Origin of the sequence: Mesorhizobium sp. M0771 (assembly GCF_040320155.1) — a bacterium.
Taxonomy (GTDB): Bacteria; Pseudomonadota; Alphaproteobacteria; order Rhizobiales; family Rhizobiaceae; genus Mesorhizobium.
On record NZ_JAMYPC010000005.1, the window covers coordinates 227,978 to 241,403 of the forward strand.

Annotated in this window: 12 protein-coding genes and 1 tRNA gene; 5 read left to right on the plus strand and 8 right to left on the minus strand. The window is 62.3% G+C overall.

What is annotated here, in order from left to right:
• Nucleotides 1-143: 143 nt before the first annotated feature.
• Complete coding sequence (gcl, locus tag NKI05_RS10350) at nt 144-1,925, minus strand: glyoxylate carboligase (RefSeq protein ID WP_027050436.1); 1,782 nt, start codon at nt 1,923-1,925, stop codon at nt 144-146.
• Between the two features lie 203 nt (nt 1,926-2,128).
• Here gcl and bhcR point away from each other — a divergent pair, with 203 nt between their 5' ends.
• Together bhcR and NKI05_RS10360 are read left to right on the plus strand one after the other, a co-directional pair.
• A complete protein-coding gene (bhcR, locus tag NKI05_RS10355; RefSeq protein WP_023815333.1) occupies nt 2,129-2,947 on the plus strand; it encodes an HTH-type transcriptional regulator BhcR in 819 nt (272 codons plus the stop codon).
• Nucleotides 2,947-3,363, plus strand: a complete 417-nt coding sequence (locus NKI05_RS10360; RefSeq protein WP_023688404.1) for a hypothetical protein — start codon at nt 2,947-2,949, stop codon at nt 3,361-3,363. Before bhcR ends, NKI05_RS10360 begins: the two co-directional genes overlap by 1 nt.
• Nucleotides 3,364-3,437: 74 nt before the next feature.
• On the opposite strand, the gene NKI05_RS10365 is transcribed toward NKI05_RS10360, so the two are convergent.
• From NKI05_RS10365 to NKI05_RS10375, 3 genes are all read right to left on the minus strand, one after another.
• Nucleotides 3,438-3,746 (minus strand): BA14K family protein, encoded by a 309-nt coding sequence (locus NKI05_RS10365; protein WP_023667455.1) that lies wholly within the window; start codon nt 3,744-3,746, stop codon nt 3,438-3,440.
• Nucleotides 3,747-3,948: 202 nt separating this feature from the next.
• Nucleotides 3,949-4,161, minus strand: a complete 213-nt coding sequence (locus NKI05_RS10370; protein WP_023681474.1) for a hypothetical protein — start codon at nt 4,159-4,161, stop codon at nt 3,949-3,951.
• Nucleotides 4,162-4,325: 164 nt separating this feature from the next.
• On the minus strand, nt 4,326-4,493 hold the full coding sequence (locus NKI05_RS10375; RefSeq protein ID WP_023681475.1) for a hypothetical protein: 168 nt from the start codon (nt 4,491-4,493) through the stop codon (nt 4,326-4,328).
• Between the two features lie 158 nt (nt 4,494-4,651).
• Here NKI05_RS10375 and NKI05_RS10380 point away from each other — a divergent pair.
• Nucleotides 4,652-4,727, plus strand: a tRNA-Thr gene (locus NKI05_RS10380).
• A gap of 126 nt (nt 4,728-4,853) precedes the next feature.
• Here NKI05_RS10380 and NKI05_RS10385 read toward each other — a convergent pair.
• From NKI05_RS10385 to NKI05_RS10400, 4 genes are all read right to left on the minus strand, one after another.
• On the minus strand, nt 4,854-5,381 hold the full coding sequence (locus NKI05_RS10385; RefSeq protein WP_352792356.1) for a DUF2569 family protein: 528 nt from the start codon (nt 5,379-5,381) through the stop codon (nt 4,854-4,856).
• 166 nt (nt 5,382-5,547) lie between these two features.
• On the minus strand, nt 5,548-6,237 hold the full coding sequence (locus tag NKI05_RS10390; RefSeq protein WP_023815336.1) for a TetR/AcrR family transcriptional regulator: 690 nt from the start codon (nt 6,235-6,237) through the stop codon (nt 5,548-5,550).
• 69 nt (nt 6,238-6,306) lie between these two features.
• Entirely contained in the window at nt 6,307-7,734 is a 1,428-nt protein-coding gene (locus tag NKI05_RS10395; protein WP_352792357.1) for an amidase, read from the minus strand.
• 101 nt (nt 7,735-7,835) lie between these two features.
• On the minus strand, nt 7,836-8,870 hold the full coding sequence (locus NKI05_RS10400; RefSeq protein WP_023815338.1) for an extracellular solute-binding protein: 1,035 nt from the start codon (nt 8,868-8,870) through the stop codon (nt 7,836-7,838).
• A 285-nt stretch (nt 8,871-9,155) separates the two neighbouring features.
• Here NKI05_RS10400 and NKI05_RS10405 point away from each other — a divergent pair, with 285 nt between their 5' ends.
• Nucleotides 9,156-12,131: a caspase family protein gene (locus tag NKI05_RS10405; RefSeq protein WP_352792358.1), complete on the plus strand. Its 2,976-nt coding sequence runs from the start codon at nt 9,156-9,158 to the stop codon at nt 12,129-12,131.
• Between the two features lie 444 nt (nt 12,132-12,575).
• Entirely contained in the window at nt 12,576-13,343 is a 768-nt protein-coding gene (locus tag NKI05_RS10410) for an NAD kinase (RefSeq protein WP_023681482.1), read from the plus strand.
• Nucleotides 13,344-13,426: the final 83 nt, after the last annotated feature.

Sequence of the window (13,426 nt, forward strand, 5' to 3'; positions counted from 1 at the left end):
CCTAGGCGTGTTGAGATTCAGGTCGGGCAGAGTCGAAAACGGTGACTTTCGAAAACCGGAGCGGAACGTACTTTCTGTACGTGAGCACCGGAAGCGCAGGAAGGCGCCGTTTGCAGGCCTGTCTCACCTGAATATCGGCGCGCCTAATCGAGCAACACAATCGCCGTTGGCGCATCCTCATGGCTTTCGGCAAGGTCCTCGAATTCGGTGATCTTGTCGATTTCCGTGCCCATGGAAATGTTGGTGACGCGCTCGAGGATGAATTCGAGCACCACCGGCACCTGGTATTCCTTCATCAGCCGCTGCGCTTCCTTGAACGCGCCGGCGAACTCTTCCGGTTTGCGCACCCGGACCGCCTTGCAGCCCATCGCTTCTGCGACCGCGACATGATCGACGCCGTAGCCGGCCTCCGGATCGTTGGCGCGGTTGACGTTCTCGAAGGCCAGGCTCACCTCGAAATCCATCGCAAAACCGCGCTGCGCCTGGCGGATCAGGCCGAGATAGGCATTGTTCACGACGACATGGATATACGGCAGTTTGTGCTGTGCGCCGGCCGCCAGTTCCTCGATCATGAACTGGAAGTCGTAGTCGCCCGACAGCGCCACGATGGTGCGATCCGGATCGGCGGCGCGCACGCCAAGCGCTGCCGGCAGCGTCCAGCCGAGCGGGCCGGCCTGGCCGCAATTGATCCAGTTGCGCGGCTTGTAGACATGCAGGAACTGCGCCCCGGCGATCTGCGAGAGGCCGATCGTGGTGACGTAGGTGGTGTCACGGCCGAACGACTTGTTCATCTCCTCATAGACGCGCTGCGGCTTCAGCGGCACCTGCTCGAAATGCGTCTTGCGCTTCATCGTCTTCTTGCGGGTCTGGCATTCCTTCGCCCAGCCCGACCAGTCGCGCAGCTTTCCTGCCGTCTTCCATTCGGTGGCGACGTCGAGCAGCATCTTTAGTGCCGCACCGGCGTCCGAGACGACGCCGAGATCCGGCGCGAACACCCGGCCGATCTGGGTCGGTTCGATGTCGACATGGATGAATTTCTTGCCCTTGGTGTAGACATCGACCGAACCGGTGTGGCGGTTGGCCCAGCGATTGCCGATGCCAAAGACGAAATCGGCTTCCAACATCGTCGCATTGCCGTAGCGATGCGAGGTCTGCAGCCCGCACATGCCGGCCATCAGCCGGTGGTCGTCGGGGATCGCGCCCCAGCCCATTAGCGTCGGGATGACCGGCACGCCCGTTATCTCGGCAAATTCGATCAACAGATCCGACGCATCGGCGTTGATGATGCCGCCGCCGGCGACGATCAGCGGCTTTTCCGCGGCATTGAGCATCGCCAAGGCCTTTTCGGCCTGGGCGCGCGACATTGCCGGCTTGAACGGGACCAGCGGTTCATAGGCATCGATATCGAATTCGATCTCGGCCAATTGCACGTCGACCGGCAGGTCGATGAGCACCGGGCCCGGTCGCGACGAGCGCATCAGGTGAAATGCCTTCTGCAGCGCCATCGGCACGAGATAGGGCTCCATGACCGTGACCGCCCATTTGGCGACGGGTGCGGCTATGGCGGCGATATCGACCGCCTGGAAATCCTCCTTGTTGAGCCGTGCCCGCGGCGCCTGACCAGTGATGCACAGGATCGGGATGGAGTCCGCCGCCGCCGAATAGAGCCCGGTGACCATGTCGGTGCCGGCCGGGCCCGACGTGCCGATGCACAGCCCGATATTGCCTGATTTAGCTCTCGTGTAGCCCTCGGCCATATGCGAGGCCGCCTCGACATGGCGCGCCAGGATGTGGCGGATCGAGCCCCTCGCCTTCAGCGCCGAATAGAACGGATTGATCGCCGCGCCCGGCACGCCGAAGCCGCAGGAAACGCCTTCCTTTTCGAGAACGAGAACCGCTGCATCTACAGCGCGCATCCTGGCCATGTCCAGCCTCCGCAAATTGTTGGTCGACCGACAATGCCAGTATGGTTTTCATTTTTCAATTTTTTCAGAATAATTTTTCATTTCTAGAAAACGGCTCCTGTCCACTGATTTCGCTGGCTTTTCCGTTTTTCATGAATCCGGGCACCAGAATCTGTGAAAAAGTTTTTCATTGCGATTTCGGCGAAACCGGCGACAATGCCGCCATGGAAACCAGCGAAAAACGCCAGCGCGGCCGGCCGCGCGCTTTCAACGGTCCGTCCGAGGCCGGTTCTGTACAGTCGCTGGACCGGGCCTTGCGCATCCTGGCCATCGTCGCTGAAGGCAGTGGCCTGTCGCTGAGCGAGATTTCGGCGCGTAGCGAGCTCGCGGCGTCCACCGCCTACCGCATGCTGACGACGCTGCAGAACCACGGCATGGTCGAGTTCGATACATCGGACCAGCTGTGGTCGATCGGCGTCGAGACCTACCGCATGGGTGCCGCCTTCCTGCGCCGCCGCAAGCTTGTCGACCGGGCCCGCGTGGTCATGCAGGAATTGATGGAGAAGACCGGTGAAACCGCCAATCTCGGCGTCGCCGAGGACGATTGCGTCGTTTTCGTCAGCCAGGTCGAGACCCATCAGGCGATCCGCGCCTTCTTCCGCCCGGGCACGCGCAGCTCTTTCCATGCCTCGGGCATCGGCAAGGCGGTGCTGGCGCAGCTCGAGCCGGAACGCGTCGCCGCCATCCTGCGCAAGTCGGGCCTGCAGCGCTTCACCGACAAGACGCTGTCCGACATTTCGGCGCTGGCCCATGACCTGGCTGACATCAAGCACCGTGGCTGGTCGGTCGACGACGAGGAGCGGCATCCCGGCATGCGCTGCGTGGCCGCCGCCATTTTCAACGAGTTCGGCGAGCCGATCGGCGGTGTCTCGGTCTCCGGACCGACGGTGCGGGTGACGATGGAACGGCTGGACGAGATCGGGCCGCTGGTGCGCGACGCCGCCGCTGAGGTGACGAGGATGATCGGCGGGTTCCGATTATAATGCGGAGAACGCTTCAGCTTTTGCTCGCCGCTTCACTGTGCGGATGCGTGGCGACGGCGCCCGAACCCGCCCCTGTCTCCCAGCAAGTCAGCGAGATTCCGATCTCGCTCGCTTTGGAGGAGACAATCACGATCGGCATTCGCCAGCATTTGCAGGATCCTGTATCCGCCAAATTCGGGACGATGCGCGCCGGCGAGCGGACGCTCAACGGCCGCCGGGAAATCGTGGTCTGCGGCCATGTCGCCGCGAAGTCATCGTCCGGTGGTCATACAACAGACCAACCGTTCGCCGCCAAGATCTATCCGGATGAAGGAAGCAGCTTCGAACTCATCGCCATGGGCGATCAATCGCTGAATGCGAGCGGTGGTGTTGTCGGCACCTGCCATGCAGCCGGATTACCGATCTCCAAACCGTAGCTGACACTGCCACGCGCTCAAATGTAGGAAAGAGGGGCTGCGTACAGCCCCTCCTTCTTGTGGGGAGCCTCCTCTTAGAGGCGGCAATAGTGGCGGTAGCCGTCATAGCCGACATAGGTGTCGGAGTACGGATCGTAGCTGGCGTAGCGATTGGCGCAGCGGCGGACGTGCCAGGAACCACCCTCGTCGTCGACATAGACGGTGCGGGGCTGCTGGTTGAGCAGGCTGCCGAGCACGAAGCCGCCGACGCCGGCGGCGATGCCGATGCCGATTTCGCGGTTGTGGTGATGGCTGTGGGCGGCCGAGGGCTGGACGGTGCCGACCAGCGAGGTGGCGGCGACGGTGCTGGCGATGAGGGCAGAAGCGATTTTGCGCGTGAACATGACGATCTCCTTGTTTCGTTGCGAGAGGCGATCCATCCGCCTCTTGATCATCTGTCGTTTCGGCGCGGAAAAAGGTTCGAAAGAATTTGGGATTTTCTTGAAGGCCGGAAATCAGCCGATGGAAACCAAGATCTGATCGATCGAGCGCTCAACGCAAAAAAGGGCGGCCGAAGCCGCCCTTCCGCGAGGCAGGTCGTCTCGCTCAAAGGAAGATGATCACCTTCCCGTGGTGATGATGATGCTTGTGGTGATGGTGCTTGTGGTGATGGTTCCACCACCACCAGGGCTTGTCGTGGTGCTTGTGATGATGGTGGTGATGATGGCCGTGAGCGGAGGACGACTGCACGGTACCGGCGAGCGCGCCGGTGGCGACGAAAATGGCGACCAGGCCCGAAGTAAGAGTGCGCTTCAACATGATGATCTCCTTGATCGAGGCGACCATTCGCCTCTGGAGATCAGTCGTCGCGGCGCGGCGAAAGGTTCGAGGTTTTTGGGGGAATAGGGAGTGGTGAGTAGGCATTAGATTGGACCCTGTCCGTGGCCCCTAAGCCCTACTCACTACTGACCACTGCTTGTCTCTCATCCCATCCCAGTCACATGCCGCAGCCAAAACGCCATCGCGATAAAACCGAGGATGGCGGCGATGCCGGTCCAGTCGACATTGGCGCTCTTCACGTCCTTGATGAGCTTTACCGCAAGCAGCCAGGCAATGACGACAAGCGGCAGGATGATGACAAGTCTGATCATGCGACACCCCGTTCGATGCGTTTGCACCTGAGAAATATGTAGGGATCGCATTGGCGGTTTTCAGCATGGCGGCCCGCCCACCTCGGCGGGGTCCATTAGCGATCGAAAACGGAGTTTTGTCTTTACTGGCGCACGAAATATGCTAACCGGAGCGCCGTGCCCTTGTAGCTCAGCTGGTAGAGCAGCGGTTTTGTAAACCGAAGGTCGGCGGTTCGATTCCGTCCGGGGGCACCACCTTTCGGTCTTCGAGCTTCGGGTGGCAGGCCACTCGAAGCTCGTTAGACGAAGGAGGACTGCCGACGGTTCTATTCGGCGGAGCTGGCAGCACGACATCAGGCCAACTCGCAGCCGTCGGACCTTCTAGGAAAATGTCGCAGCCTGTATGGCCGCCGTATCGCCGAACGTGTTTCTCACCCTGACCGATCTGTATACATAGGCGGCCCAGATCCCTGTGACTATGAAGGATGCCAAAGGTGTAACCAGAGCTCCTCCGGCAAGCAAACGGTTTACCGGGACACCAAGCACAGTCGATATCCAAACTGTGTCCAGTACGAATAAGAGAGGGATCGCGAACCACAGACATATGAACAGCTGCGGAAAGCGGTGGCTTCGCCGCAGCATCGAAACAAGCACGACCAGCTGAAGCACCAGAAATGCCAGATTGAGGGCTGCCTCGCCATAGATGGCCAAGGCCCCGTTGGGCACTGTAACAAGCTGTTGGTAGGTTTTGACCAGACTGGCCATATCGACAAGTGTGCGCAACGGCAAAAGGGACAGACTGATCGCCAGCAGGATCAGCCAGCCGCCGAACCCCACGAGGTCATCTGGGCTCTGTGAGGATTTGCGCGACGACCGGACGGCGAAGAAAACCGGCACGCCAATCAGCAACAGAAGTATCGCCCAATGCCACATTTACCCACCCTCGAATGCATCCCTGGGTTGTTTAGCTCGCACCTCTGGATTGTGCAAGCGTTTTTACAGAGATCAAGGCATCGTAGAGATTTTCGGGTTTAGGTTTGCAGAGGACGCTTTCGTCGCTCGCAATGGCCGCATCTCACCCCAACTCAAAATGCCGCGGAAAGGCCTGGTGCAGCAGCAGCAGCATGGTCTTGCGCAGCACGTCGGTGTCGCGGCTGGACGGGTTGAGATGGTCCCAATACCAGGCGCCGTGAACCAGATAGTTCAGGCTCTCCGACAGCGTGTCTATGTCGACGCCGGTGTAACCGCCGCTGCGCGAAATCTCGATCAGCAGTTCGCGCGCTTCGGCCGTGTAGGCGAGATCGCTGGGCAGGCCTATCTCGTTGTAGATCTGCATGCTCTTGCGGTCGCTGGAGAACACGACGAAGACGGAAACCCATTTCGGATGCTGCCGGGCAAAGCGCTGCGCGCAGTCGACCGCGCCCAACACCCGCTCCACCGGCGACAGGCCGGGCGCCCGCACCAGCGTCAGCCACAGCGCGTCATATTGGTCGCTGAGATATTGCAGCACGGCTCGGAACAGGTTCTCCTTGCTGCGAAAATGGAAGACCACCAGTGCGTTGGACGAGCCGACATGCCCGGCAATGCGCTGCATGGTGACGCTGGCCAGCCCCTCCTCCGCGATGAGCTCGATGGTGGCGTCGATGATGCGCTGGACGCTCGCTTCGCCGCGCTCGCGCCGGCGGTCCTTGGGCGCGGCGTCGTTCGCCGCACCCTTGGCCGCCTTGCTTTTTCCCGCATCCGGAGTGGCTATGCGTTGCGCCATTGTCGTCAGGCCTTTCCCCGGCGGCCGAAACATCCCGCCGCTGCCTTGGCATGCCGGCGCCCTGCGGACTCACAGCGTCGGGCGTGTCCCGGCATTCGTGTACCACTGACCACGAGCCGTCTCATAGGCCATACCCGCCCGGAACACGTCAGCGTCGCTATAGGTGCGGCCGACAACCTGGATGCCTGTCGGCACGCCGTTGGCGGCGCGGCCCGACGGGATCGACAGAACCGGGCAGCGGCTCAGCATGTTGAACGGCGTCGTCATCACCCAGCCCAGCGACGGGTTCACCTCTCGTCCATTGATCTCGACCTTGCCTTTGGTCTGATCGAATTCCGCCGGCACTGCGGGAAGCGCATTGGTCGGGCAGATCAGCACATCGTATTTTTCCAGCAACGGCCCCAGCGTCTGGTACATCCTGGCCGCCACGTCCAAAGTTGCGACAAAGTCCGTGGCCTTCGACTTCTGGCCGTCCTGCGCAAACTGCCTGGCATAGCTGGTCATGTCCTTGCCGTGCTTGGCGAGCAGCGGCGACAGCGAGGCGCCGAAGAGATGTTCGAGATAGGCCATGCCGGCCTTGAGCACCTCGTCGCCCCAGCCGAGGTCCACCTCCTCGACGGTGGCGCCGAGCGAGCGGAACACATCGCAGGCAGCGAGCGTGTTCTTGCGCACGTCCGCATCCACCTCGAAGGACCCGAGATCCATGGAGAATGCGATCTTCCAACCCTTGATCGGCTTGTAGTCGAGCGGCAGGCGCAGTTTCGGGCGCAGCGTGGCGATGTCGAGCGGGCTCGGCCCGGCCATGACGTTCTGCAGCAGGATCGCATCCCCGACGTTTCGGGCCAAGGGCCCGGTGTGGCAGTAGAAATCGAGATTGAACGGCGGCTCATCGGGATTGCGGCCGTAAGGCGGCTTGAAACCGACCAGGCCGCAGGCCGAGGCAGGGATGCGGATTGAGCCCGCTATGTCCGAGCCGGTTGCGATCGACGACGTGCCGGAGGCCAGCGTTGCCGCCGAACCGCCCGACGAACCGCCCGGCGTGAAATCCGGGTTCCAGGGGTTGCGCGTGACGCCCCAGCGCTTCGACCAGGTATAACCGGCGCAGCTGAATTCCGGCGTCGCGGTGCGGGCGTGGACGATGCCGCCGGCCTTCATGACACGCTCGTTCATGGTCGAGGTATGGCCGCCAATGGCGTCCCCGGACAGCAGCGAGCCATGCGAGGTCGGCTTGCCCTTGATGTAGCTCTCGTCCTTGATGCCGATCGGCAGGCCCTCGAGCGCGCCGGTTCTGGCGCCCTTGGTGTATTTCGCCTCGGCTTTTCCGGCGAGAGCCATCGCCTCGTCGAAATGCGTGAAGGTAAGGCAATTGATCGTCACCTTGGTCGCCTCGGCGCGGCGGATGGTGGCCTGCATCAGTTCAACAGGCGACAGTTTCTTCGCCTTGAACAGCCGCAACGCCTCGCTGGCCGGCATGTAGCAAAGGTCGAGATCGGACATAAAAAATCTCCCGCGGCGGCTTTACGGCATCTGGCATTGGCGATGGCAGGGCCGCGATCCGCGGCCCGATGTTTGGTGGTCAGCTTCGGCTGGCGGGGCCGCTATTTCTGCAGATCGGTCCAGATCCTGGTGTAGAGCGCCTGGACGTCTGCGGGACAGGCCGGCATGAATTGGCCCTTGTCGGCAAATTCGGCCGGAACATCCACTTCGGGCGCGCCCTTCATATCGGCCGGCAGGAAGGGCTCGGAGCCCTTGATGCCGTTGGCGTAGTGCGCGAAGGCCGAGATCATCGCTGCATTCTTCGGGTCCATGATGAAATTCTGGAAGAGCTTGGCGTTCTCGACGTTCTTGGCATCCTTGAGTACCGCGACATTGTCCATCCAGATTGGAAAGCCCTCCTTGGGATAGCCGTAGACGATCTTGTCGTTCTCCAGCCGCTCGCGCAGCGATATGCCGTTCCAGTTGACGCCGGCGGCAATGTCGCCCCTGCCGAGACCGTCGACGGCCGCATAGTCGAGCGACAGCCATTTCGCTTTCGCCTCGATGAGCTTGTCATGCACCTTCTTCAAAAGCACCTTGTCGTCGGTGCAGTACTTGCCGCCCTCATAGGCAATGGCGAGGAACATGATGTCCCCCATTTCGGGCACGACATTGATCTTGCCGACGAGTTCCGGCGGCGGATCGAGGAAAATCGCCGAGGTGTTCGGGTCGCCCGCATAGACCGATTTGTTGACCGAGATGCCGGTCGTGCCCCATTGCCACGGCACCGAATATTTGCGGCCGGGATCGAACGGCACGTCGACCCATCTCGGATCGACGTTTCTAAAGTTCTCCATCGTGTTGGGATCGGTTTCCAAGAGCAGGCCTTCGCTGATCCAGATCGGCATCACGCTGGCCGATGGAACGACGATGTCATAGCCGGAAGCGCCCTGGCGGACCTTGGCCAGAGCCGTATCGTTGGAATCGTAGTCGGTGACGGTAACCTTGACCTTGTAGGTTTCCTCGAACTTCTTGATCAGGTCCGGGCTGGTGTAGTTGCCCCAATTGTAGATTTGGAGTTCGCCCTCGGCGCGGGCAATGCCGGTCATCGCCAGCAGCGACAGGCCGAGCGCCGTGGCGGTCGATTTCAACTGCATGCTTGTGTCTCCCATTGTTGGGACCGGCGGGATTGCGCCTCGAGTCCCTAAGTTCCCTTCGTCCTGGTGATCATTCACCGGCGAATGCCGGCTGACCAACTCGGTATCTCGGGCAACGGTATTAATTACTAAACATACAGTCAATATCTTTTAGTGACACAACTGCATCATCGGCACCGGCAGTGCGCCGGCGAAGCCGACATGATATGGTCAAGGTTGGGCCATTGATGAATTGGGGCAAGCCGTGGCGTGAGCGCCGCAGCCTGCAGGGCTTGGATCACGGTCATGCGCCTTTTTCTGGCGGTCGTGCTGCTGATGACCATGGCGCTCTTCTCCGCTGCGCGCGGCGAAGAGCGGATAGCGCTGGTTGTCGCCAATCCGGCCTCTGAGGGCTCACCGGCAATCGCCAACGCCGACCTCAGTGCCGAACTCGTTGCAGCGACACTACGATCGCTTGGCTTCACCGTCCGGCAGGTGTCGGATGGCGACCGCGCCGATGTCGCGCGCGCCATGCATGATTTCGCCCAATCCCTGGCCAATCCGGACTCCGTCGGCATCTTCTACTATGTCGGCCACACCGCGCAGGCCAACGGCAGGAACTATTTACTGACGCGCGGCACCCGGATCGATTCAAAGGAAACGGTCGACCAGACGGCATTGCCCCTCGATCTGTTCATGCAGGCGCTCGAGGCAACCCCGACATTGAAGGTGGTTCTGCTCGACAATCCCGGCGATGGCCACAACCCTACTTCCGGCGTGATGCAGGGTCTGGCGGCGGTCGATCCCCTCACCCACGCCATCGTCGCTCTGTCGGCCAAACCCGGAACCGTTGCACTGGACGAAGCCCGCCCCGTCACCGTATTTGCCGATGCGCTCACCGCTGCGCTGGTCAAGCGCGGCGCGGACATAGCCATCATCCTCGCCTCGGTCAGGCAAACCACTATCGACAAAACGTCAGGCGCCCAGTGGCCATGGATGGCATATGGCCGCTCGGCAGACGCTGCCTTTGTGCTGACGCCGGACCAGGTGGCCGGCGCGGCACCGGCGCTGCCGCTTGTGCCGGAACCGGCACCGCCGGCGATGGCGAGCGGCGGCTACATCTCCGGGAGTGGCGGTTGGGAGCCTGATGGCAGCGACTACGCCGATGGCAGCGGTCAGGAGCCCTACCCCATGGACGTTGCACCGGGCTCCGGCAGTCCCGATGCCGCGATGGGCGACAGCGCCAAGGAGGCGGCGCTCTACGAGGAATACAAACGCCAGGAACAGCAGCGCCAATTGCAGGAAGAGCAGGCTCGGCAACGATACGAAGAGGAAAAGCAACGTCTTGAAGACGCAGCTGTGCCCGCTGCCCAGAACAATCTCGGCGGGACCTATCCGCAGGATGGCGGAGCCACCGGCGCCGAACCGCCCCCCGATAAGGCAGGGATCCCCCCTGAGGACGGCATGACATCGGCCCCGCCACCCGCGACCGGCGCCGAAAGTCCGCCGGAGGCGCAGGCGCCACCGAAACCAGCGCCGCCGCCCATCGACCAGGCGCAAAGCCCTCCTTCCGGCGGCGCCCTTCCACAACCCGAGACGGGCGCTGTCGAGGTGGTGCGCCATCCAACCATCGATGCGCCGGATGAGATTGTCGCCGGCGAGACGGTGACCGTTTCGATCGCCCTTACCGAAGAGCAATTCACGCCCGAAGTGAAGGTGAAGGCAGCGCCGGGCTCGTCGGTGACGGAAGATGGCGCCCTGGCCATGGCGATGCCGGCGGGAACCGAGCAATGGCCGATCGATATCGATCTGTTCGCCTCCGGCTTCGATCTCGCTGACGGCGGCAAATGGAGCCGACGGACGACGCTCTACCGCCAGGGCGACAGCGACTTCGTCCGCTTCGACGTCAAGGCGCGGCCGATCGCCAAGGACAGCAAGCCGGCCCAGTTCATCGCGCGCATCTACAGCGCCGGGAGGTTCCTGGGATCGGCATCGCGGTCGGTTATCATTCGCCGCACCGCGCCTGTCGAGGCAGCCGCTCTGAGCGCCACAGCCGAACGCTCCGCAGCACCTGCCATGCTGATGCTGGCCGCAGCGGCGCCGCAGCCGGCGGTAACTGGCAATGTGACGCTCGGCGGCGCAGCCGGCGATGACGTCCCCGATCTCGACGTGACCATCCTCTATGACGATCCGAGCGGGCTGGGTTCGGGGCAGATCATCATCCATTCGCCGCATCTGGCCGGTCCGGTGACCGATACGTTCTCGACGCCACCTGAGATGGCGGCATGGCTGGACTCCGAATACCGCCGCCTGCTGCAGCTCGGATTGAGCCTGCGCGGCGCCGTTTCGCTGCAGCAGCCTGCCGCAAGCAGCGATACGGGGGCGCAAAAGCGCTTTGTCACGCTCGCCGCCGAAGGTTTTGGCGATGCGCTCTACCGCGACTATGTGCCGAAACCGTTCAAGGACGTGTTCTGGTCGCTGCGCGGCAAAGGCGAACTCCATTCGATCCAGATCACCTCGAACAGCCCGACGCTGCCCTGGGAATTGATCCGCCCGCGCAGCGCCGACGGCGCCATCGCCGACGGTTTTCTCGGCATGGGCTACCGGCTGGCGCGCTGGGCTCCGCGCAGCAGTGCCTCACAGGTCGACAACCCGCTCGACCGCATGACCTTCACCGGCGTCGCGGCTGTCGCGCCCTCCTATGTCGACAAACGCTCGCTGCGCTTCCAACAGGACGAGATCGCGGCGCTGAGCAAGCTTTACGGCTACCGCCGCTTCGATGGCGATTTCACCTCTTTCGAGAAACTGGTCGGTGAAGTCTCGACGGGTTTCATTCATTTCTCCGGTCATGGCGAGGTCAACCAGCCGAGCAGTGGCCGGCCGGTCTTTGCCATCGATCTCGTCGACCAGTCGCTCGACCCGGATACATGGGCTGCGCTGGTCGCCACCGCGCATGGCAAGGGCAATCCGTTCTACTTCTTCAACGCCTGCGACACAGGCCGTTCCCAGATGCTCGGCGGCTTCGTGCAGGGCTGGGGTCCGGCGGTGCTGGCGGGCGGCGCTTCCGGCTTCATCGGCGGCATGTGGCCACTGACCGACCGCGCGGCAGCGGCCTTCTCGACCGATTTCTATGGCGGCATCAGCACGCGGATCAAGGACGGGCCGGTCTATCTGGCCGAGATCCTGCAGGATGTCCGCAGAGAATTCTACCGGACCGGCGATCCGACCTATCTCGCCTACACATTCTACGGCAACGCCAACCTGAGGATTGTCGGGCAGTAGGCGACGGATCGTCGTTGGCGGATTGGCTTCGCCTACAATGCGTTTTGCGGGCATGGCACGCCGGCGCCGCCGCAGCGTGAGGCCATCGGCCTGGAGCTCATGTCTTCGGACTGCCGCACAAGCTCCGCAAAGAGAAGGGCGAAACTTCCCATCACAAGGAAGACGATAATCAGGCGTGTCACCGGCAATAGACAGGTCTCGACTGGCTAGCCCCCCAGCCACCCATCCTCTGTCGGCTAACATGATCGATCAGGCTTTACGAGTGCTTAAGATCGCACTTAACCATCACATTCGCCGTTCCGGCGACATGAAGCGCGAGCCGCCGATTTCGTTTCGCCGCGGCCGCAACTGCGCCGGACGATGCCTCCCTTTGCAGATGCGCTTGCCCATGCTACCCCACGCAACCGCCGCCGACCGCCATCGGCCGACCGCCATCGGAATGTCATGAGCAAAGCCAATCTCGCCTTCGTCTCCTCCGACACTGCCGATGCCAAGGCGGCGATGGAGAGCCTGTCGGCCCGCTACGGCCAGGCATCCTTCGACGACGCCCAGGTGGTGGTGGCGCTGGGTGGCGACGGCTTCCTGCTGCAGACCTTGCGCGACACGATGAGCACGGGAAAGAAGGTCTACGGCATGAACCGTGGCACCATCGGCTTCCTGATGAACGAGTACCGCGTCGGGGGCCTCACCGAGCGCATCGCGGCCGCCGTCGCCGAAACGATCCGCCCGCTGGAAATGCTGGCGTTGACGCATGAGGGCGAGACGGTTTCGGCACTCGCCATCAACGAGGTGGCGCTGTGGCGTCAGTCCTACCAGACGGCAAAGATCCGCATCACCGTCGACGAGCAGGTCCGCATCGAGGAACTGAACTGCGACGGCGTGATGATCGCGACGCCGGCCGGCTCCACCGCGTACAATCTTTCGGCGCACGGGCCGATCCTGCCGCTGGATGCGCCGTTGCTCGCGCTGACCCCGGTCAGCCCGTTCCGGCCGCGCCGTTGGCGGGGTGCCTTGTTGTCAAACAAGGCGACCGTACGCTTCGATATTCTGGAGTCGGAAAAGCGCCCGGTGAACACCGCCGCCGACCATACCGAGGTCAAGGCGGTGGCTTCCGTGACGGTCCGGGAATCGCCGACTGCGACGGCGACGCTGCTGTTTGATCCCAACCATTCGTGGAACGAACGCATTCTCGCCGAGCAATTTCGCTATTGAGCCGGCGCAAAGAGTGACTACCTAATTAAGCATCGCGATTAAGCTTACGTTTTCACAATCGTGCCAATCCCGCCCGTTTCTGT

Coding starts and splice junctions, on each gene's coding strand:
- NKI05_RS10370 (WP_023681474.1), bottom strand. CDS start 4,161: ATGTTGAAGCGCACTCTTACTTCGGGCCTGGTCGCCATTTTCGTCGCC.
- gcl (WP_027050436.1), bottom strand. CDS start 1,925: ATGGCCAGGATGCGCGCTGTAGATGCAGCGGTTCTCGTTCTCGAAAAG.
- bhcR (WP_023815333.1), top strand. CDS start 2,129: ATGGAAACCAGCGAAAAACGCCAGCGCGGCCGGCCGCGCGCTTTCAAC.
- NKI05_RS10390 (WP_023815336.1), bottom strand. CDS start 6,237: ATGGCGCAACGCATAGCCACTCCGGATGCGGGAAAAAGCAAGGCGGCC.
- NKI05_RS10410 (WP_023681482.1), top strand. CDS start 12,576: ATGAGCAAAGCCAATCTCGCCTTCGTCTCCTCCGACACTGCCGATGCC.
- NKI05_RS10405 (WP_352792358.1), top strand. CDS start 9,156: ATGCGCCTTTTTCTGGCGGTCGTGCTGCTGATGACCATGGCGCTCTTC.
- NKI05_RS10400 (WP_023815338.1), bottom strand. CDS start 8,870: ATGCAGTTGAAATCGACCGCCACGGCGCTCGGCCTGTCGCTGCTGGCG.
- NKI05_RS10360 (WP_023688404.1), top strand. CDS start 2,947: ATGCGGAGAACGCTTCAGCTTTTGCTCGCCGCTTCACTGTGCGGATGC.
- NKI05_RS10375 (WP_023681475.1), bottom strand. CDS start 4,493: ATGATCAGACTTGTCATCATCCTGCCGCTTGTCGTCATTGCCTGGCTG.
- NKI05_RS10365 (WP_023667455.1), bottom strand. CDS start 3,746: ATGTTCACGCGCAAAATCGCTTCTGCCCTCATCGCCAGCACCGTCGCC.
- NKI05_RS10395 (WP_352792357.1), bottom strand. CDS start 7,734: ATGTCCGATCTCGACCTTTGCTACATGCCGGCCAGCGAGGCGTTGCGG.